General features: G+C 37.8%; 31 protein-coding genes and 1 pseudogene. 30 read left to right on the top strand and 2 right to left on the bottom strand.

The features are described from left to right. Positions 1 to 4: 4 nt before the first annotated feature. The gene (gene udk / locus V6D44_RS14120; protein ID WP_333516626.1) at positions 5 to 637 is read left to right on the top strand and encodes a uridine kinase; all 633 of its coding nucleotides are present in this window, start codon (positions 5 to 7) and stop codon (positions 635 to 637) included. 416 nt (positions 638 to 1053) lie between these two features. On the opposite strand, the gene V6D44_RS14115 is transcribed toward udk, so the two are convergent. Then, the gene (locus V6D44_RS14115) at positions 1054 to 2226 is read right to left on the bottom strand and encodes a site-specific integrase (protein WP_333516625.1); all 1173 of its coding nucleotides are present in this window, start codon (positions 2224 to 2226) and stop codon (positions 1054 to 1056) included. A gap of 289 nt (positions 2227 to 2515) precedes the next feature. Here V6D44_RS14115 and V6D44_RS14110 point away from each other — a divergent pair, with 289 nt between their 5' ends. Together V6D44_RS14110 and V6D44_RS14105 are read left to right on the top strand one after the other, a co-directional pair. Further along, positions 2516 to 3700, top strand: coding sequence for an AimR family lysis-lysogeny pheromone receptor (locus tag V6D44_RS14110; protein ID WP_333516624.1), 1185 nt, complete (start codon positions 2516 to 2518; stop codon positions 3698 to 3700). Further along, positions 3639 to 3869 (top strand): hypothetical protein, encoded by a 231-nt coding sequence (locus V6D44_RS14105; protein ID WP_333516623.1) that lies wholly within the window; start codon positions 3639 to 3641, stop codon positions 3867 to 3869. The genes V6D44_RS14110 and V6D44_RS14105 overlap by 62 nt, the downstream gene beginning before the upstream one ends. A gap of 223 nt (positions 3870 to 4092) precedes the next feature. Here the strand turns inward: V6D44_RS14105 and V6D44_RS14100 are convergent, their stop codons facing one another. Next, a complete protein-coding gene (locus V6D44_RS14100) occupies positions 4093 to 4482 on the bottom strand; it encodes a helix-turn-helix domain-containing protein (RefSeq protein WP_129550689.1) in 390 nt (129 codons plus the stop codon). A 200-nt stretch (positions 4483 to 4682) separates the two neighbouring features. Between V6D44_RS14100 and V6D44_RS14095 the strand changes: the two genes are divergently transcribed. The 27 genes and pseudogenes from V6D44_RS14095 (at position 4683) to V6D44_RS13970 (ending at position 20173) form a co-directional block, all read left to right on the top strand. Next, positions 4683 to 4880 carry a helix-turn-helix domain-containing protein gene (locus tag V6D44_RS14095; protein ID WP_010330981.1) on the top strand — a complete coding sequence of 66 codons (198 nt, stop codon included), beginning with the start codon at positions 4683 to 4685 and terminating at the stop codon, positions 4878 to 4880. 45 nt (positions 4881 to 4925) lie between these two features. Then, the gene (locus tag V6D44_RS14090; protein ID WP_003237453.1) at positions 4926 to 5255 is read left to right on the top strand and encodes a hypothetical protein; all 330 of its coding nucleotides are present in this window, start codon (positions 4926 to 4928) and stop codon (positions 5253 to 5255) included. 212 nt (positions 5256 to 5467) lie between these two features. After that, positions 5468 to 6340: a phage replisome organizer N-terminal domain-containing protein gene (locus V6D44_RS14085; RefSeq protein ID WP_333516622.1), complete on the top strand. Its 873-nt coding sequence runs from the start codon at positions 5468 to 5470 to the stop codon at positions 6338 to 6340. Then, positions 6324 to 7154 (top strand): ATP-binding protein, encoded by an 831-nt coding sequence (locus V6D44_RS14080; protein WP_333516681.1) that lies wholly within the window; start codon positions 6324 to 6326, stop codon positions 7152 to 7154. The genes V6D44_RS14085 and V6D44_RS14080 overlap by 17 nt, the downstream gene beginning before the upstream one ends. Before the next feature lie 12 nt (positions 7155 to 7166). Next, on the top strand, positions 7167 to 7316 hold the full coding sequence (locus tag V6D44_RS14075; protein WP_252684375.1) for a hypothetical protein: 150 nt from the start codon (positions 7167 to 7169) through the stop codon (positions 7314 to 7316). Further along, the gene (locus V6D44_RS21150) at positions 7313 to 7471 is read left to right on the top strand and encodes a DUF6906 family protein (protein WP_373925782.1); all 159 of its coding nucleotides are present in this window, start codon (positions 7313 to 7315) and stop codon (positions 7469 to 7471) included. Before V6D44_RS14075 ends, V6D44_RS21150 begins: the two co-directional genes overlap by 4 nt. Then, a complete protein-coding gene (locus V6D44_RS14070; protein ID WP_202328079.1) occupies positions 7468 to 8016 on the top strand; it encodes a hypothetical protein in 549 nt (182 codons plus the stop codon). Before V6D44_RS21150 ends, V6D44_RS14070 begins: the two co-directional genes overlap by 4 nt. A gap of 107 nt (positions 8017 to 8123) precedes the next feature. Further along, the gene (locus V6D44_RS14065) at positions 8124 to 8264 is read left to right on the top strand and encodes a BH0509 family protein (RefSeq protein ID WP_003237439.1); all 141 of its coding nucleotides are present in this window, start codon (positions 8124 to 8126) and stop codon (positions 8262 to 8264) included. Between the two features lie 12 nt (positions 8265 to 8276). Then, complete coding sequence (locus V6D44_RS14060; protein WP_014480890.1) at positions 8277 to 8432, top strand: hypothetical protein; 156 nt, start codon at positions 8277 to 8279, stop codon at positions 8430 to 8432. A gap of 78 nt (positions 8433 to 8510) precedes the next feature. Then, complete coding sequence (locus tag V6D44_RS14055) at positions 8511 to 8708, top strand: XtrA/YqaO family protein (RefSeq protein WP_045384225.1); 198 nt, start codon at positions 8511 to 8513, stop codon at positions 8706 to 8708. Between the two features lie 41 nt (positions 8709 to 8749). Beyond that, complete coding sequence (locus tag V6D44_RS14050; RefSeq protein ID WP_333516621.1) at positions 8750 to 9076, top strand: VWA domain-containing protein; 327 nt, start codon at positions 8750 to 8752, stop codon at positions 9074 to 9076. Beyond that, positions 9073 to 9329 (top strand): annotated as a pseudogene (locus tag V6D44_RS14045) (hypothetical protein). Before V6D44_RS14050 ends, V6D44_RS14045 begins: the two are co-directional and overlap by 4 nt. Before the next feature lie 63 nt (positions 9330 to 9392). Beyond that, positions 9393 to 10064, top strand: coding sequence for a hypothetical protein (locus V6D44_RS14040; protein ID WP_333516620.1), 672 nt, complete (start codon positions 9393 to 9395; stop codon positions 10062 to 10064). Between the two features lie 169 nt (positions 10065 to 10233). Continuing rightward, positions 10234 to 10752 (top strand): hypothetical protein, encoded by a 519-nt coding sequence (locus V6D44_RS14035; protein ID WP_333516619.1) that lies wholly within the window; start codon positions 10234 to 10236, stop codon positions 10750 to 10752. Between the two features lie 253 nt (positions 10753 to 11005). Next, entirely contained in the window at positions 11006 to 11455 is a 450-nt protein-coding gene (locus V6D44_RS14030) for an ArpU family phage packaging/lysis transcriptional regulator (RefSeq protein ID WP_333516680.1), read from the top strand. Beyond that, positions 11455 to 11997 carry a tyrosine-type recombinase/integrase gene (locus V6D44_RS14025; RefSeq protein ID WP_333516618.1) on the top strand — a complete coding sequence of 181 codons (543 nt, stop codon included), beginning with the start codon at positions 11455 to 11457 and terminating at the stop codon, positions 11995 to 11997. Before V6D44_RS14030 ends, V6D44_RS14025 begins: the two co-directional genes overlap by 1 nt. Positions 11998 to 12220: 223 nt before the next feature. Then, positions 12221 to 12808: a hypothetical protein gene (locus tag V6D44_RS14020; protein ID WP_333516617.1), complete on the top strand. Its 588-nt coding sequence runs from the start codon at positions 12221 to 12223 to the stop codon at positions 12806 to 12808. Positions 12809 to 12978: 170 nt separating this feature from the next. Beyond that, on the top strand, positions 12979 to 13659 hold the full coding sequence (locus V6D44_RS14015; RefSeq protein ID WP_333516616.1) for an FRG domain-containing protein: 681 nt from the start codon (positions 12979 to 12981) through the stop codon (positions 13657 to 13659). Positions 13660 to 13850: 191 nt separating this feature from the next. Beyond that, entirely contained in the window at positions 13851 to 14189 is a 339-nt protein-coding gene (locus V6D44_RS14010) for a hypothetical protein (RefSeq protein ID WP_333516615.1), read from the top strand. A gap of 62 nt (positions 14190 to 14251) precedes the next feature. Further along, on the top strand, positions 14252 to 15010 hold the full coding sequence (locus tag V6D44_RS14005) for a hypothetical protein (RefSeq protein ID WP_333516614.1): 759 nt from the start codon (positions 14252 to 14254) through the stop codon (positions 15008 to 15010). Positions 15011 to 15122: 112 nt separating this feature from the next. Then, positions 15123 to 15497, top strand: coding sequence for an HNH endonuclease signature motif containing protein (locus V6D44_RS14000; protein WP_333516613.1), 375 nt, complete (start codon positions 15123 to 15125; stop codon positions 15495 to 15497). 160 nt (positions 15498 to 15657) lie between these two features. Next, positions 15658 to 15807 carry a hypothetical protein gene (locus V6D44_RS13995; RefSeq protein ID WP_250634967.1) on the top strand — a complete coding sequence of 50 codons (150 nt, stop codon included), beginning with the start codon at positions 15658 to 15660 and terminating at the stop codon, positions 15805 to 15807. Between the two features lie 71 nt (positions 15808 to 15878). Continuing rightward, positions 15879 to 16412: a phage terminase small subunit P27 family gene (locus V6D44_RS13990; protein WP_333516612.1), complete on the top strand. Its 534-nt coding sequence runs from the start codon at positions 15879 to 15881 to the stop codon at positions 16410 to 16412. Beyond that, on the top strand, positions 16412 to 18121 hold the full coding sequence (locus V6D44_RS13985; RefSeq protein ID WP_333516611.1) for a terminase large subunit: 1710 nt from the start codon (positions 16412 to 16414) through the stop codon (positions 18119 to 18121). Before V6D44_RS13990 ends, V6D44_RS13985 begins: the two co-directional genes overlap by 1 nt. Positions 18122 to 18133: 12 nt before the next feature. Beyond that, the gene (locus tag V6D44_RS13980) at positions 18134 to 18304 is read left to right on the top strand and encodes a hypothetical protein (RefSeq protein WP_276735231.1); all 171 of its coding nucleotides are present in this window, start codon (positions 18134 to 18136) and stop codon (positions 18302 to 18304) included. A gap of 5 nt (positions 18305 to 18309) precedes the next feature. Beyond that, entirely contained in the window at positions 18310 to 19557 is a 1248-nt protein-coding gene (locus V6D44_RS13975; RefSeq protein WP_333516610.1) for a phage portal protein, read from the top strand. Further along, positions 19547 to 20173 (top strand): HK97 family phage prohead protease, encoded by a 627-nt coding sequence (locus V6D44_RS13970; RefSeq protein ID WP_010330950.1) that lies wholly within the window; start codon positions 19547 to 19549, stop codon positions 20171 to 20173. Before V6D44_RS13975 ends, V6D44_RS13970 begins: the two co-directional genes overlap by 11 nt. The last annotated feature ends 23 nt before the right edge of the window (positions 20174 to 20196 follow it).

Raw genomic sequence — 20196 nt, 5'->3', positions numbered from 1 at the left:
ACCCATGGGTAAGAATCCAGTAGTCATTGGAATCGCAGGAGGTTCCGGTTCAGGAAAAACGAGTGTCACACGGTCCATTTATGAACAATTTAAAGGGCACTCGATTTTAATGATCCAGCAAGACCTTTATTATAAAGACCAAAGCCATCTTCCATTTGAAGAAAGGCTGAACACAAACTATGATCATCCGCTTGCGTTTGATAATGACTATTTAATCGAGCATATTCAAGATCTATTGAATTACCGCCCGATTGAAAAGCCGATTTACGACTATAAGCTTCACACACGTTCAGAAGAAACGGTTCACGTAGAGCCAAAGGATGTTATTATCCTTGAAGGCATTCTTGTTCTTGAAGACAAAAGACTCCGTGATCTGATGGATATCAAGCTTTACGTGGATACAGATGCTGACTTGCGTATCATCAGACGGATTATGAGAGATATTAATGAGCGCGGCCGCTCTATTGATTCTGTCATTGAACAATATGTGTCAGTTGTCCGCCCGATGCATAACCAATTCGTTGAACCGACAAAACGATACGCTGATATTATTATCCCGGAAGGCGGACAGAATCACGTCGCAATTGATCTGATGGTCACGAAGATTCAGACGATACTAGAGAATAACCTGATGTAATAAGCTTTTGAAGTGGGTGGGCAAGGTCAAAAATATGATCTTGCCCATTTTTTGCCCACAGTTTTTAAGACAATGTATTTTCTTTTCATTCTATTGCTCTTTAGAACCTCGATAATAACATGAAAAAGACACAGCAATTCCTTACTGTGTCCTGTTTGAATTCTTATTGTTCTTGACTGCGAAAATTGAGGCACAAATAACACATATGATCTGTAAGATGATTCCGATCACCAATGAATAGTCAAGGACATTTTCTAATGCAAAGCCTGCTATAAGAAACCCTTCGGATAAAATAATGAACAATACTACATAGTTCATCCTCAACTTCATCATTTACAGCACCTCCCTTTCCATTATTATACTATTGGTCTCGCTTAACTTAAAACTAACTCAAGAACAAAGGTTAGGAAAAGTCTTTAAAAGATTTCATTTGCAACAGCATTGAATTGAACGATTGCTTCAGTTTTGGTATCTTTCATGATGTGCGAATAAATATCTAATGTTGTTTTGGAGGAAGCATGTCCTAAACGTTTTTGAGCTTCCTTCAATTTAACTTCTGCGTCAATCAGCAGTGATGCATATGTGTGTCTTAGGTTATGGGGCGTGATCCGGGTGACATTGGATTTTTTTATATAAGTGTCTAATTTATAATTGAAATTCCGGGCAGGGATAGGGCGGCCGGTTTTGTCTGTGAACACAAATCCTTCATCCTTATACTGGTCTCGGTTTTCCATTTTGATGTGATTCTGTATATGTTTTAGTATTCTTAATTGATTGATGACTTGAGGCGGCACAGGTATATTTCTTATTGAGGATGAAGTTTTGGGACTGAGCAATTTATAATTGTCTCTCAGACCGCCTTGCTGATACAACGTATAGCGAACTCGTATGATTGATTCCTCGAAGTCTATCTTGTCCCATTTTAAAGCCACAGCTTCACCAATTCTAAGTCCTGAATAAACGAGCAGGACAAACATTGCTAAATCTTGCGGCCGTCCTCTCCTTTTTACACATTGTAGGAATTGAGATATCTCTTCCTTCTCCCAGAATTTAATGTCTTTCAGATCCTGATCATCTGTGACTCGTTCAGCGTCTTTTGCACGAGGCAAACGAATCCCCACAAGCGGATCAAGTTTGAAGTATTGATCTCTCATAGCATTTTTAGTCATCATCTTAAAAACTTGGTGTACGCCTGTTAGCGTGTTCTTTGCATAATCAGGGGCTATGTCATTCAGAAATTTTTGATACATAGACGCATTGATGTTTTTCACCTTGATGCTTCCGATATGTTTTTTTATGATGACCATGCTATCTTTCCGGGCCTTCCACGAGCTTTCTTTTACAGTGTGTTTGTACGTGTCAAACCACAAGTCTAAATACTCTGAAATTGTAATGGAATCGTTCTTCTCATAGAATTGTTGGTCAATATTTAATTCAGCCTCTGCAGCTGCAATCATAGCTTCTTTCTTTGTTCGGAAGCCTTTTTTTGTTTTTTCTCGACGTTTTCTGGTTATAGGGTCATTGTAAGTGATTCTATATTCCCAGTTATCCCCACGCTTCCTATAACTCGCCATGGGTATTACCTCCAAACTTTTTCTAAAATATAACTCTAATACTATTATGCAATGTTACATATTGTTTTTGTAGGAAAAAATACACGAAGTTGATACTAAGGCAGTAAATCAATAATAATTGATTTTATTAATTTTGAATTAAAATAACATATAAAATATATCTTTTTAGTCAGAATTATGGTATAATAAAGAATAATAGGAAAATTATTTCTATTTAAATTTTTTGTTCTTTCTTTGACTCTTTCGTCATTAATCGACAATCTTTTTTGGTTCAGTATGTTAAATTAATTTTGAAATGGTGATTATGATGCGTGAAGGTATAGTTGATGTTAGAAATCATTTAAAGCGTATAATTGAGTCTTCGGATGAAAAACAGAAAGAGATTGCCGATAAAATTGGGATTAGTGCTGCCCACTTAAGCAAGTTTTTGAATGGGCAAGAAATTTCACTTTGGATGGTGTTGGAGATAGTGCGTTATCTTGATAAGGATAACGAGGTCGATATCATGCGCCAATGCTGTCTTGAGGCGACTAAGAAGAATATAAAAACTGCTTTTGAATATGCTCATTCAAAAAGTTTGGACTCAGTTACTTGTATGTTGCTTAACAAAACATTGGACGGAAATAACAGAGAGTTAAAGGAATGGGCAATAGTCTATCAGTGGCAACTATGGTCAAAACACAATCGTGTTTATAGTGAAGTTGATTATCTTGAGATGTTGAAAGAGCTGCAACCTAATTCTGATGACTTAAAAACACTTTTGCAAATTCTTGAGATGCTTTGTTTTTATTATAGTGAGAAGTATGACTTGTCTCTGCACTACATAAGAAAAATTCACAATATGCTTCCTGAAATGAAAGATCCGTTTATTAAAAAAGCATTTTTAAGCCGCACAGATGAAGCACTCGCCAATATGTATCTTAAGTTTGAAAATGAAATAGATAAATCCAGAAGGATTGCTGAAAAGCTTATCGAAAGAAATTTTAGTGTTAATTCTGTGACTAATGGATATTTTATATTGGGTTTATCTTATTTATTTGAATCATACGAGCAAACATCAAACTTTCTCAAGAAAGGAATTCAGTTAAATAACACGAAAGAAAGATATTTTGTAGCAAATGACTTACGTGAACAATTAGCGATAACAAACCTATTCTGGAACAGACCCGTACCGGAAGAATATATAGTGACTGATTTTATTAAATCTGTTGTCAATAAAGCTAATTTGAAATATTTTTATGATGACAAATATTATTCAGCCTTAGCTTTTTATTTTGACGGGAGAAGAGAAAAGAATCAGGAGAAACTGCTGTTATCGTTACATGTTTTTGGCGAAAAGAAAGATTACTTTAGAGCAAATCTACCAAAAATGGAGTTGCTAAAATTAGGAGTTGATTATAATATATTAAAAAGGGAGGTGAAAATTGGTGAAAAAGACAATTATAGGAGTTTTGATTACTTTAGCAATAGCACTAGCATTTGTTTTTAGTGCAAATAGTACGGATGCTCCGGGTTCAAAGAGCGATATAGTCGTTCCATCAACAGGAACTAAACAACTGGCTGATCCTCCAGTTGGCATGAGCTTTAAATTAAAAAGAGAAACACCGACACAAATACCAACACCACAACCAAAAGAAGAAAAAGCTATATTTTATTAAAAAGACGCTGCCATATACATAGGCAACGTCTTTCGTGTTTTTAAAGAGGATTTCCTATTTTGACAAAATGAGAAAATAGGAAATCCTTCTCAACATATTTATTTTATAAGTGTATTCGATTATAATTAGAACGAACGTTCGTAGAAGGGGTTAGTGAAAAATGAAAAAAGATGTTCCACTTGATGAACTACTGGAGAAAATTAAACAGCTGGCTGAAGATGAATCAATCGATATCTGAACTACCCTTTGATTTTCTATACGCTTTTAAGACTTCTAACATCACATTAATTTCATCATCAGAAACCTCTTTGCCTTCCATAGTTAGGTTATATTTCTTTCTAAGGTTTTCTATAGACAAGTCACGCTCGAAAGTAATTTCTCTTTCAGCCTCCGAGAATTGATCCAAGTTGTCAAGATCAGTAAAAAAGTAAGAACGATCAACAGAAAAAAATTCGGCAATCTTATCTATTGTTTTAACAGATGGATATTGCGTACCTTTTTCTAACTTAGATAAATAACCTCGTGATATTCCTATGCCTTCAGCTGCTTGAACTAAACCATAACCTTTTTCTTCACGTAATTTTTTTATATTGGCACCTATATTCTTATTCAAATAATCACCTTATTTCGCCATTTAAAAGTTTTTTATGTGTAAAATATCTAATTAGTTTTATCACCTGTATTATAGACATTATAACACCTGTGTTGACAAATAGTATACAAATTATCGTAAGAGAGGGGTTGTCAATTCCAAGATAAGGTGTTATAGTTTTCTTAGTTTCCACACAGGAAACTGATGAGAGAGGTGAATAAATGAATATCTCGAAATTCAGAAACAGAGTCAAAGCAATTCGAACGCAAAAAGGGCAGACACTCAGAGAGTTTGCAGGGTCACTTGGATTTTCAGCATCATATATTTCGAAGATTGAAAACGGGAAAGTAAACCCAAGTATTACAAGTATAGAAAAAATAGCCCGCAAATTAAATATTCCAATGAGTCATTTTTTTTAACATTTAGTTTCCTGTGAGGAAATAAAAAATACTTGGAGGAACAATATGAAAATTGAACTCGAACAATCAGATATCGAAAGAATTACAAATGATGTAATTGCAAATGTGAGTGCGGCTTTGATTCCTAAAATTCAAGAAATGATTTCGGTTTTGTCCTCTCAAGATCAACTTCTGACTAAAAAAGAAGTGTATGAGGGGATCTTGAAATGCACAGCCAGAACAGCAGAAGAATTATATTTTAGTCAGCCAGATTTTCCGGTATTTGAGCTGCCAGGGCGGCCCGGTTCAGGAAAAACACAACAGAGGTTTTCGCGGCGTGCAGTCGAGGCGTGGATTGCTCAAAAAAATTGCACTAGAGCGGAAAGGATTGGGTGAAGTGTTTTTAATCAGTCACGTTTGGCAACAAAAAAAATTTCACTTAGTGATCAGTGAATCTGAATCAACTCATCAAAGAGCTTTGGATAAAATTCTTTCGCAAGGCGGAAAGGTTATCCGACGTGAAAGGGCAGATAACCTGTTGGGTACAGTCATTGTTAACGGAAAGAGATCGCCCTGGCCTTTAACTAAGTCAGAAGGTGCTGATCTAGATGTCTGAAATCAAATTCGTAAAGCTTAGTACTCAAATGTTCGATGACGAGAAGATTAAGCTCATTGAACAGATGCCCGAAGCAGACACTTTATTAATTATATGGGTTAAGCTGCTTGCTCAAGCCGGTAAAACAAATGCTTCAGGTTATATCTTTCTTAGTGAAAATGTTCCGTATACAGATGAAATGCTTGCAGCTATTTTTTCGCGCCCGATAGGCGTTGTCAGAATGGCTTTGGAAACATTTAGACGCTTCGGAATGATTGAAATTGATGATCAAAATTATATAAGTATCTGTAATTGGGAGAAACATCAAAACGTGGATGCACTGAATAAAATTCGTGAAGATACTCGCAAAAGAGTTGCGAAATATCGGGAAAAACAAAAGGCTCTAAAACTTTCACAATCGAGTAACGTTACAGGTGACGTTACAGTAACTCAATGTAACGAACAAGAAGAAGAAGTAAGAAGTAAGAAGAAAGAAATAAAAGATATATTGTCGGGTAAACCCGACGCCGCATCTTCTTCAAAAAAAGAAAAAGAAGAGATTCCATACAAACTGATCATTGATCTGCTGAACAAAGTAGCGGGTACACGATACCGGCATACTACACCTAAAACAAAAAAAGACATCAAGGCACGCTGGAACGAAGGTTTTCGCTTTGAAGATTTTAAACATGTCATTCTAGTAAAAACAGAGGAATGGCTCAATGATCCTGCTATGAATAGGTTTTTACGTCCTGAAACATTGTTCGGCACAAAATTCGAGTCTTATCTTAACCAAAAAGGAGGCTTATCACATGGAGGAAATCACAAGGGAGCGGGCAGCCGCAGTCAAGGGCGAAATATCTCGGAGGATGACATTCCATACTGATGAAGCTGGAAATCCTGTCTACTGCAATAAACATACAAGAATTATCAGCAGCGAAGAAAAGCCTTATCCTGTTCAACTGATGAAGCTGCATGACGGTTCAGTAAAATGCCCGATGTGCGAAAGGGAACAGCGCAATAAGGAGATTGAAAAAGAAGCTGAGACATGGCGTCGGCAGGTAGAGAGAAAGGTTCTTTCTACACATTCGCTTATTGCTGATCCAACTCTTGTAAAGGCAACGTTCGAAACGTTTCATTGTTACAACAATGAGGACGCAGATAACAAATGCCGGATGCTTGAACTGGTAGACCAGATCAAAGCGGGCGCGGTCATGAATATATTTCTAACTGGCGAGTCCAACGCTGGAAAGAGTCATCTTGCAATATCAGCTCTTAAAGAACTGAACAAACAGAATTCAGAAGAATATGCAAAATCAGCGCTTTTCGTTAATAGTGATGCACTTATGCGACGTATCAAAAGTTCTTTCAACGATGATTCTGAAAAGCTTACGGAGTTTAAGGCAATCGAACTGCTTACACGAGTCGATTACCTCGTTATCGACGACTTAGGGAGCGAAGTGGGTGACACAGATAACGAGAAAAGGACAGCACCTGATTTCATTCAAAGAGTTTGGTATGGGGTCTCTACTGGCAGACAAGGCAAGGTGACCATAGTGACAACAAACCTTACCGGCATTGCTTTAGCAAAGCTTTATGACAGAAAGACCGTCAACCGCCTTACAGCCCATCTTGAACAAATTGATTTTGAAGAGAAGCAAAAGAACAAAGGGCGTAAGACACCGGCTCTGCTGAATTAAGGGGGGAAACAAGTGGTACAAGCAGTGATGCCCGGCGTTTGGGAGCTCAAGCCAGAACGGAAGCTTACTGACGCTGAGCGCAAGCAAGAGGTTAATAAACTCATTGCTCACATTGATCAGAAAATAGCAGACTATCAAAACTCTAGGAGGAATGCAGTATGAAACATGGCAAACGTCCAACACGCGCGCAAAGGGAGATTATCAAGGCAAACGGTCTAACTGTTGAAAACTGGCTCGTATCAAAAGATTTGCGGCAGGAGCATCGTCTCGTTCTAGTTCATCGGAATACTGGGAGAGTTAGGAAGTGTTTGGCATGAGTGTCGCGGCCCTTGCTGATCGGTTAGAAATTGCCTTAGTGGATCTTAATTTTGAATGGTCCTTGGTGCAAATGCGTCAGGTTGTTGATTACTGGTATGACGGCAAATCTATTTATGACATGGCCGAGCTGCTGAACAGAAAGCCGGATGAAATCATTTTGCTGATTGTTGACTTTGCAAGAGGCCGCGTGCTTCCGCCACGTCCCTACGGGTTAAATGCGAATAACCGAATCTTCATCAGTAAAAAGCATCTGAGAGATAAAAAAGATAATTTGCGGCGGTTCGTGCAGGATAGTCCGGTGTATATTCCATTCATCGAAAAAAACTTTGTCTGGAATGATTGGGAGATCAAGCGATTCCGTGAAATGTGGGAAGCCGATGATTCTATCATCTGGATATCAAAGCAGCTTAATAGAGACATTGATGAAGTGCTATTCCTGATCATTGATCAAGCGGGCAAAGGTTTCATTGATCCGCGGAAAAACGGACTTCTCGGAAAGGATGCGACAGAACATGATCTTATCAGGCAGCGCCTCCCCTTTTGAGAAAGCAACCATTCACCAACTTATGGTCATTGTGCGGTATGAAGAATGTCCGCCTGACTATAAAAATGCTGCGATGCAATTATTGATCAAGAAGGGAGCGGGGACCGTTGGAATGGACAGAACGTCAGCACTTGATTGAGTGGCTCACTATCTTGGGCGGATACGGAAAAGCATTTCTGGAACGCCAGTCTGACGATGAAATTGAGACGCTTTACAATCTGCGCATCAAACAATTAAACGAAGAGTAAGGAGGCGAGGACATGACAGAAAATAAGAACTTACGTCAGCATGGAGAAGTCATTACATGGGTTATGACGGAAGAGGAGCGTTTGGAGTATATAAAAAAACATCCAATCATCCCAACGGAAGAACCACAGACAAAGCTGCAAGTTTTCCCGATGAACGATTGGATGTGATGACAGTCATTAGTAGACGTCACCCGTATGGAAAATAGAAACTCGACACTTCTATTATACCATATGGGGGCGTTTACAGTGAACTGTCCAAAACATATAGAAAATCTGGAACAGGTACTTAATCAAATTGAAAATGACAAAAATTACGTCATTGTGATTGACGGAAACAATAGATCATTCAAATTAACGGAAATGCCGGAGCACGGTAAAACAATCGTACAAACGTCAAAAGGTAATCTCTCCAGAATTGATTTTGAGATCGGCTATAAAATGTGACGCAGAGGGGCCGGTCCTCTCTGCGATAAGGGGGAACAGACATGGATAAATTACAGGAAATTAAAGCGCGTATTTCAAAACTAAAAGGCTATGAAAATGCTAAGCTGACAGATCAATATTGGATGGCCAAAGAGCATATTGACTTTCTGATTGATCGGACTGAACTGTCTGTTAAGCAACAGGAAATCATTGAGGAAAACAAGCGTCAACAGGAAATAACGGTTCATCAGTTCAAGCAGGCACAAAAGGATATTCAGCATCTTAACGGAGATAGGAAACGATACAAACAAGCATTAGAGAAGATCATTACCAATCTCAATTTTGCAATAACAGTTGCTCAAAATGAATTGGAGGGAGATGCAGAATGATACCTTTACAGGTTGAGCTTCAGCGGGCAGTCAAAGCCACAAAAGACGAAGCGATGACAGTTGAGCAGGCGGCGGAATATTTGAAATGCATCCAGATTACATACCGATACTCGTGGCAAAGGCAGATGATCTGAAAATGATCGGTGATGAAACTATCATTGCAAAGCGTGATAAAACAAATGGCTGGCTTCTCGGTGGGATTGCGTTGGTTTTATTCTTTACGATTGCAGTTCTGCCGGGGATAGGGGGATGACACCTAACTAAACAACTATTATTTTGAGATTATGGTATAATTTATCTAAAAAGGTTGTGGAAAATGAACTGGTTAACTAATCCTTGGATTGTGAGTCTATTAACAGCAATTGCAAGCACAGTTATTGTGAATTTTCTTAGTAATTTCCTTGGGAAAAAGGATTATATTAGAAGAGTTGATAAGGCTAATAAAGAGTTAATTATCGCTTTAAAGAACATCATATCAGAGGGAGAAATACCATCTAAACCACTTTTGGAGTCCTTGTCTTCAGCCTATTCCAAGTCTAATAATATTAAGAAAAACAGTATGAATAGTGTAAGCGAAATTTTAGATCATCTCGTAAAAGAAATTTTTGAAACAAATTTTCTATCCATTGATCAGAAATCTGATATAGCTAATAAATTACTTGCTATGAAAGAAGATTCGATTATTCGTTCTATAGAAACAAGAGATGGTAAAGTTGATGTCAGAATAGTTGATAAAAGTGAACAAAAACTAAAAGAATTACAAAAGATAAAACAATCTTTTGCTACTGTCGTTCTTTTATATTTATCAATTTTAATGATCTATTTGCTTATGAGTGATTTTACAAATGTGATTGATTACTTACAGAACAATCAATTGATTGAAATTAGTTTAGTAGTATTAGCAGCATTAATAATTATAGTCTTGCTTATCTCTATGTTTCTTTTGAACTTTAAGGGCGGTTCCTTATTCAGGAAAATAAAAAAGTGAATAAAAAGTTTGTCCAAGACAGAAAGCCTACGACACCAACAATTTCATAGAAATACCTATGCTCTAATTGGTGTCCATCTTTAATCGAAGAGAGGGAAAGATTATAAATATTAACTTCTATTTTCCATCAAATAGTGCTCAAACGGTGAATAACCTTATAGGAATATTATTGAGTCCTAGTTTATGGGGGTCATTATTAGGAGCATTAATTTCGGCAGGTGTAGCAATATTTATCATGCAATTTAATGCTAGGAGAGAAAGCAAGAACAAGAATATTGATAGACTTGAACAATTTTTGATTGAAGCTATATATTTTAGGGATAATGTTATGTCTCTTGATAACTGTTTAGAAAAATATATAATTGTTACGGAAGAAATTAAAAACCAAAGAGATGATCCAGAATATAGAAGAGGCTTGTCTATGGCACAAAAAGCAAATGAAGAATATGCCATCAGATGTTTAAATAATATTAAGTCTGTTGATAAAAATAAATTTAGTTTTGAGTATGTCCAGCATTACTCTGTAATTGTAACAGTTTGTTCAACTTTAGAACTTTACTTCCTAAAGATACATCCATCCCATGAAGCACATGTTAAAGTAGCAAGTAATAAATTGAAACAAGAATTAAAAAAACTTAATGAAATTATAGAAACTAAAGAACAAGATTTTTTAAAACTTAATAAATAGTCCAAGACGGAGAGCCTGCGGACACTGATCACTGTACAGAGGAATCTGTGCATTGATTGGTGTCCGTTTTTATTGAACGGAGGGATGACATGAAGAATAGAAAGAAAAAGCTCAATAAAAACGCGCAGGAACGCTCAGAATGGCTTTGACGGACAAGATAGGCAAACGTTGAAAAGAAGCAAAGGCGTGGCTTTAAGACGTAGATAAACGGGAGGGTAAAAATATGAAAATGATGGATATACAGAAAAATACGATTGATCAGTTCACATTGAATATACCTCAGATTGATGAAGAAGCGACTAAATTAAAAGCAGAGAAGCTGCTTGATCAATACCGGTTATATCTCTTACAGGTGCCAGATGATTTTTTACCAAAGGTTACCCCGACTTATAGCATTGTTCCACCAAGTATCACGAATGAGTTTCATTCTTCCACAGAAGATGTAGCATTAAAGCGTCTTGATTGGGAGGTTCAACGTGACAAATTCTTAAAAAGGATTCAAAGGGCTGTTAATCGGCTTTCTCAAAGAGAACGGCAGATCATTGTCATGCTCTATATGCAATCGGAAGACATGTATGATTATGAGGTATATGCAGAAATGGGTTTGAGTCAGCGTAGCTATTATCGTGTGAAGGCAAAGGCACTATATCGGTTGGCATTTGCTCTTAGAGAAGAAGTCTACAAGAAAGGGGCGGCTTCTTAATGAATTTTGTTCAGCCTTTACGTGATCTGGAGTGTATCTTCTACATCAAGAGGTTTTTAAAAGAGCAAAACATGAGGAATTACATGCTATTCGTGACCGGTATCAATTCAGGGCTCCGAATATCGGATATTCTGCAGCTAAGAGTAAGAGACGCGAAACGCCCTTATTTCAATCTCATAGAAAAGAAAACGAAAAAGAAAAAGAGAATCGACATGACGCCAGCTCTTCAAAGAGAATTTAAGGCCTATGTCGAAGGGAAAGAGGATCATGAGTTTCTCTTTAAAAGCCGAGAAGGAATCAACAAACCGATATCCCGGTCAATGGCTTACAAGATTCTCAGGGGTGCTGCTGAGTATGTTGGTTTAGATGACATCGGCACGCATACATTGAGGAAAACATTTGGCTATCATTTTTACAAACAAACGAAGGACGTTGCCATGCTGCAGGAGATATTTAATCACTCAGACCAACGGACAACCCTGCGATACATCGGAATCAACCAAGACGCAATGAACAACGCTATGAAGAAATTTAAAATATAACCAGGCTCATCCAAAACAATAAGGATGGGCCTTTTTCTTTGCATCTTTCGTCAATTCCTCAAAAATAACAGGTGTGTAATTCATTTTAGAGATATTGGTTAAAAACAGAGAGGACAAGGGGTTGGCTCAGTTCGGCGAGTTGCACAGTATATAAGTTATGGTTAATTTAAAGTTGTTCGTATTTAGATAATCAAGTAAAGTAGAAAATTGGGAGGAAAAGAATATGATATATGAAATTATATGGAAGTTGAATGAGATTACATGGACATCTATTTCAGCTATAGGAACTTTTATTGCAATCACGGTTTCATTATTCTTAGCTAAGACTGATAGGGGAGAAAAAATAAACATTCTTACTAACTATATAGGGGGCAATTATGATCCAAAGTATGGTGATCTCTGTTATATAAAGATTCAAAATATAGGATATAGAGATATTTATTTAGAAGATTTTTTAATAGAACCTCCAAAACATGTGGCAAGATCATATTCAGCAAGAGACATAAGTTGTTTTAAGAACCTCTTTAGGGATCCGAAAGATGTATATTATTATTTAAGAAGTTTTTTTGTTTGTGGTCACCGCTTTACACCTTATAAGTTTGTAAAAGAAAAAAAGTTCGATGATGGAGAAGTCTTACCGACGACATTAAAAACTTTTCATTCCATAGAAGTTGTTATCCCTTTCAGTTATTTTGAAGAGATGATGAATACAAATAAAAATCATGTTTGGGTGAATATAATTGTTGTATCAGGAACAGGGAAGGAATTCACAAAAGAAATGAAAGTGTCAATGTCAAATTGTTCAGGATAATAGGGGTTTGATTAAATTCGGCAAATTACACAGTATAAATTTATGAGTGATTTGTGTATATTTCGCAATTCTTCATGTCTAAAAAAATTGAAAGAGCGTGAGAGAAATTGTTTTCAGAAGAGTGGAATAAGATACTGAATGAAATTAATGAATTCCAGGATAGTGAAAAGATGGGAAAGGTATGGTTCAGAGGCCAAAACGCTTCACATTATAAGTTGCATTCTGGATTATATCGTATGGGTCCTAGTACACCAGATTTTGATCATATTGCTACAGAGTTAACATACTATAACTTATTTAAACGAATGGGGTATATTCACCACAAAACTGAGGGGTGGGATTTGTTATTTTTAATGCAACATCACGGTGTAAAAACTAGACTCCTTGATTGGAGTGAATCATTTGCAGTTGCATTATATTTTGCAAGCCTAGATTGGTTACATATTAATCCATGCTCAATTTGGATGTTAAAACCACTTAAATTGAACAAAGAAACTTTGGGAGAAGAAAAATATTATATTCCTGAAAATAGCTATGAAGATATTGTGAATATAAATGAGCCCAAACTCAGTGATAATTCATTAGCTTTATATCCAATGAGAAACAGTACAAGAATTGTAGCTCAACATGGCATGTTTACTATACAAGGGAAATCAGGCCTTCCCTTAGAAGAAGAACTTGCAGATCGTCCGGATATATTGAAAAAAATTAATATAAGTTCTAAGTTAAAAAAAGATGTAAAGAAATTTCTTAATATTAGTGGTGTAAGTCAATTTACCTTATTTCCAGATTTAGATGGATTAGCAAGATATGTGAATGGCCAAGGAGTATATAAACCTAGAAGTAACTAAAAAATGGCATAAATTCGGCAGAATAACGGCAAACAATTTTGTTTTGGTCAAGGTATTATGGTAATAGGTATTAAATCGATAAAGAAACTGCATGAGACTTTTTTTTATTCATCTAACAGCATTTAAAGATTTAAATAAAGTGTTAAAATTTAGGATGTATAAGACGATATATAAAATAGGAGGTGAATTTAATGATTATTGATCCTATGTTAATTAATTGTTTGAACAATTATCCAAAGGTAGAATTAAGCGTCGAACCAGATATACCAGGAAAAGATGAACAAATTCTACACGAGATAAAAGGTCATCAGGTATTTGAAACTAAGACAGGTACGCTCTTACTTATTCATTTGAAGAACCCAGAAACTAACGAAGAATATACATACAGCTATCCTGACATAACTAAAGTTGAGTTAACCAATTGGTCAGACCGTCACGATAAATGGTACATATATTCTTCGGATCGGTCAGAGTTTAAAAATGACAATTATAAGAAGCAGATGATTTATAGGTTAATCTTTAAAAAATAAACAAAAAGCATCCCTCGAGATGCTTTTTGTTTATAGTGTAAAACATAACAGGGGTGAAATTATTGTCATTAGATATTAATCAAACTTTCCTGATGAATTTACGAGAAAAATTAGAGGGAAATGGTTTTACTGCAGATGATTTTAAAATCTCAACATCCACCACATTAAATAAAAATTTTTTGGATGAATTAACTTTGCAAATTACTTATATTTATCACAAGGATTATTGCTTTTCATTTATATTAAATCCTGATGGAGAAATGAAAGATTTGGAGATAAGTCCTGGAAAACTATTATCTCGTGAAAAAATAAATGGCACTTTCTCTTATGGTACACTTACAAGAGAAATAACCACTTGGGTTAAAAATTTAAGAAAAGAAATGGGAAATTCAGTTGTTGGAAGACAAATTAAAGAAACACAAGAAAAAATAGAAGAAATTGAAAAGATTTTGGAAGAAAAATTTGAAGAAGTATCTGAGAGTTATTTTACAAAAGCTGAAGGACAAAAGCTTAAAGATAAACTTGATGAGCTTGAAGAAAAGTATTCTTCAGCCTTTGATAAATCGGAAGAACTTGAATCTGAACTAAAAGCTGAAAAGAAAAAGTTGCATCAAGAAATTGAGTTGTTAAAGGACCAAGTTCAATACTTAACTAAAAAGAAATGGGCAACTGCTTTAATGGTTAAGCTAGTTAATTGGTGCGCAAGAAATCCTCAGGCGGCAAAACAGATTGGTCAATCGGCTGTAAAAACTTTACTTCCAAAAGAGATTGAAGATTCTTTACCTACAAGTTTACTTCCACCTACAGATGAGAATAATTAATAATTAGTTTTCAGCATTGTGAACATACACAAACTAACACACAATTTTAAATCTAACATTTTTAAAAGCTCTCCAATCTGGAGAGCTTTTTTAATGGGGGTAATCTATTAATATGCATAAGTCTTTGAAACCCTGTAATGAACCCGGTTGTCCTAACCTAACAAGAGAGAGCTACTGTGAACAGCACAAGCGAACCAAGCCGGGCTATGATCAGCACCGGGAGTCCGCTGCTAAGCGTGGATATAACAGCAAGTGGAGGCAGGCACGTCTTGGCTACTTGTCAAAGCATCCGTTCTGTGTATCATGCATGATGGTAGGGAGACGGGTGCCGGCAACAGTAGTCGATCATATCAAACCGCATAAAGGAGACAAGAAACTCTTTTGGGACTCAAGCAACTGGCAGCCACTATGTGCGCCATGCCACAGCAGCAAGACAGCTAAGGAGGATGGAGGATTTGGGAACAGAACATCAAACGTGCATGTGTAATGAATGTGGAACAATGCTCTTAGTTAAAGGATGCTCGAAGGTCAGGAAGCATGACGACGGCATCCGTGAACATTATATCAAGTGTCCGCGGTGTCGGACTGAGTATACATCCTATTACACGAATGCTGACATAAGACATATGCAACAGAAGGTAAAGAAATTGTTTGCTCTTCGTACAACGATGAAAAAGGAAACAGCATTCGATCTGTATACAAAGAAATTAAAAGAAGCACAAAAGAAATTAGAAGCCGCAATGCTGCAGCTGAAAGAGGAAATGAGCACCCCCCACCCTAAAATCTCTGAGGGATGAACGCTGGAGACCGCGCTCCCCTCCCCATTTTGAAAAATTCCCTAAATGAAAATTCGGAAGGAGGTGAGGGAATGGCTAGACCGCGGCAACCTGTTGATTTGCTACTGGTGAAAGGGAAGAAACACCTGACACAGCAAGAGATTGAGGAACGTCGAGAACAGGAAATAAAGGCACCAAACGACAAAGTGAAAGCTCCTTCTTATTTGCCAAAAGACTTAAAAAGAGAGTTTAAAAAGATAGCGGACGATCTAAAAAACATCGGGATTATGACCAATTTAGATGTTGATGCGCTTGCCCGTTTTTTGTTTGCCCGGAAATTATATTTGCAAGTAACAGAGCAATTGCTTGAACGGGGTCCGATGAAAACAGTGATCGTTAGAAAATTTGACGATGAAGGCAATGTAATAGGAGAAGAAGAAAAACTTGTTCCCAATGATGACTATTCTGAACTATTGATAAACCAAGACAAGCTGTTTAAACAATGCCGGCAAGCTTCCAGTGATTTAGGGCTGACCATTTCCTCTCGCTGTAGACTTGTCATCCCGAAAAAAGATGATGGGAAACCGAAGTCAAAAGAGGAAGAACGGTTCGGGGGCCGCATGTAATGCAAGAGATTAATGCCGAAATTCTCATTGAACGGGTATGGTCATACGCTGAGAAAATCCGTTCTGGTGAAATCAAGGCAAGTAAAAAGCACAGATGGGCGGTTGAACGTTTTTTTCGAGATGTTGAACGCCTTGCAGATGATGACTGCCCTTATTATTTTGATGCCGAGGCTGTTGTCGATTTTTATGAATGGGCGCGGCAATTCAGACACGTCGAGGGGATTCTTTCCGGACAGCCGATTGAGCTTACAGACTTTCAGCTTTTTATAGCGGCTAATATCTACGGTTTCTATAAAAAAGAAAACGGTGCTCGGCGTTTCAGAAAAGTTTATATCCAGTTGGCCCGTAAAAATGCAAAATCGCAGTTTCTTGCTTTAATGGCGTCATACGAGATTTTTCCGACGCAAGAAAAACACCGGGTATTTATCGCCGGCTGGTCCAGAGAACAATCAGATGAGGTTTATCAAGCCATACTCGAACAGCTGCATCATGCGCCCATACTGAAAGGGAAATACTCCTCAGCTAATGGGCGAGTGAAAAAATACAAGACAAACTCCATCATTCAGCCTTTATCTCGGGAAGCCCGTAAATTAGGAGACGGGAAAAACCCATCTATTGGGATAGTGGACGAATATCATGCTCATGAAACAAGTGAAATTTACGATGTTCTTGATAGTGGTATGGTCGCCCGCCGCAGCCCATTAATGGCCGTTATTACGACAGCCGGCTTTCATATGGAAAGGCCATGTTTCAGTGAATATCAATATACAAGTAAAATCCTTGATCCAGACATTGATACAGAAAATGATGATTATTTTGTTATGATCTGTGAGCTTGATCCCGTGGACGATATAAAAGACGAGTCAAATTGGATTAAAGCCAATCCGATTGTTGCAACGTATCCAGAGGGCATGGAGTCTTTGCGTGCTGCGCTTAAAGTAGCGCTGGAAGTTCCGGAGAAAATGAGAAGCTTCTTGACTAAAAATATGAATCGGTGGGTTGATCAAAAGGATAATGGATACATGAACATGACAAAGTGGCGGGCATGCAGCGGCGACATTCCTGATCTGCAGGGCATGTCAGTTTATCTGGGGCTTGATCTGTCCATGACTACAGACTTAACATCTGTTGGATATGTGGCCGTGCAGGAAGGTTTGTTCTATGTTGGACAACATTCCTTTATGCCTGAAGCACGAGCCAAGGAAAAAATGGCCACAGATAAGGTGCCATATGACTTGTGGAAAGAGATGGGTTACATCACGTACACGGCAGGGGAAGCGGTTGATTATCAACGGGTCGAACAATGGATAATGGAATTCATTCATAAACATCGTTTTCGACCACAAGAGATCGTATATGACAAATGGAACGCTCTTCATTTAGCTCAACGGCTTGAATCAAAAGGGCTTACGACTGTTGAGATGCCGCAAAGAATAAATCATCTTTCATTACCAACTAAGAGCTTTCGTGAAAATGTTTATGAGGGGAAAATCATACACGGTGATGATCCAGTTTTAGCATGGGCTATCAATAACGCGATCATGAAAATTGATCCGCAGGAAAATATCATGCTGGATAAAGCAAAATCGCCGCAAAGGATTGACCCTATTGCAGCGGTTATAAATGCGTATGCCCGTGCGATGTACTTCGGCAATAGTGGAAGAGTTGATTTGAATGAACACTTTGGATCGGGAAATTTTAGTTTTTAGGATGTGATCGGAATGAAGAAAGTGTTCTCTTTTTTCATGTTAATACTAAACGATTTGCTGTTTGTGGCGGGCGCCGCCTTTATCCTGACAGCTGCTTATAGATGGAATACAAACATCGGTCTGATTTTGACGGGTGTCTTTTTTATGTTTTATGCCTATCTTCTGACCAAGAAAGCGAGGTGAAATAATTGTTAATAGATCGGATGTTTGAAAAACGGTCCGGTTCAACGGATATAGACGATTTCAATGATTTATTTATAAACCTATTTGGCGGCCGGAAAACAGCGAGTGGCGAAACCGTGAATGAAAGAAGTTCTTTGATGCAACCCGACATTTTTGCATGTGTGAATGTATTATCTGATGATATTGCAAAACTGCCGATTCACACATATAAAAAAACGGACTGGGGCATAGAGCGGAAACCCGAGCACAAGTCTGCGTATGCTGTTTATGCTCGTCCTAATCCTTACATGACAGCCTTCACATGGAAAAAGCTGATGATGACTCATGTTCTGACTTGGGGAAATGCATATTCCTATATTCAATTCGGATCAGATGGTTACCCGGGCGCGTTGTTTCCATTACGTCCTGATTTCACAAATGCTTATGTACATCCAGCAACAGGCATGTTGTGGTATCAAACGGTGGTCAATGGAAAGACCATGGAACTGTATGATCATGAAGTGCTGCATTTTAAAGGACTTTCAACAGATGGCATACACGGAAAATCACCCATAGGGGTAGTGCGAGAACATATCGGGGCGCAAGCTGCTGCCACAAAATATAATGCTAAACTGTACAAAAACGAGGCAACACCTCGGGGGATTTTGAAAGTCCCGGCATTCTTGGATGAAAAACCAAAAGAGAACGTGCGCAAAGAGTGGAAACGGGTAAACCAAGGTGAAAATATCGCCATCATAGATAACGGCTTGGAATATCAATCTATTTCCATGCCTTTACAAGAAGCTCAATTCGTTGAGTCCATGAAGTTTAACAAAGCCCAGATTTCCATGATTTATAAAGTGCCGTTGCATAAGCTGAACGAATTGGATAAAGCAACATTCTCTAATATTGAACATCAGTCTATTGAATATGTCAGGAATACGCTGCAGCCGTGGATCGTGAATTTTGAACAAGAGCTTAATGTGAAATTGTTTTTAGATCATGATCAGAAAAGCGGTCATTACGTGAAATTCAACATAGACAGCGAGCTGCGCGGCGACAGTAAGACGCAGGCGGAGTATTTGAAAACCCTGCATGAAACAGGGGTGCTGAATAAAGACGAAATCAGAGAATTGCTTGAGCGCAACCCTATTGAAAACGGTGATAAGTATATATCAAGCTTAAATTATGTATTCCTTGATTTCATGGAAGAATATCAGCGCCTTAAAGCTGGCGGTGCCGTGAAAGGGGGTGACATCAAGAATGAAGGATAAAGAGGTCCGGCAGTTAACAACACCCATTGAAATACGTTCAGAAGGTGAAGGGCAAAGCGAATTTATCGAAGGATACGCTTTGAAATTTGAAAAATGGTCAGAGCGTCTGGGGTGGTTCAAGGAGATTATTAGCAGGAATGCACTCGATTCAGCCGATTTTTCAAACGTTATTGCCCTTTTTAATCATCAGCAAGACTTTCCTTTGGCGAGAAATACTGTCTCAGGCGATTCTGGGCGTCTAGACCTTGAAATAGATGGAATAGGTCTCAAATTCAGATTTAAGCCCTCAGACACGTCATACGCGCGTGATTTAATGGAAAATGTCCGCAGTGGTGTTATTAATCAATGCTCTTTTGCTTTTTCACTCGATTATGGTGACGCAGACGCGGACGAATGGCGGCTGAATGAAGACGAAGACATCTATGAGAGAAGAATCAATAGAATCAATCGTATTTTTGATATTTCTCTTGTCACAACGCCGGCCTATAGTGATACAGAGGCTGTCGTGGGCGCCCGCAGTTTGGAAAAAGTGGAGCAGTTGAAGGAGAGCCGCGACGCATCAGATGAAACATTAAAAATGGAATTGGAACTACTTGACCTTGTACTCCCGGAGTAAGGTCTTTTTTTGTGTCTAAATAA

The organism is Bacillus sp. 0209A (genome assembly GCF_036765095.1).
Lineage (GTDB): Bacteria > Bacillota > Bacilli > Bacillales > Bacillaceae > Bacillus > Bacillus subtilis_G.
Note: the sequence above shows the minus strand (reverse complement) of the source record. Positions and strands in the feature narration are given on the sequence as shown.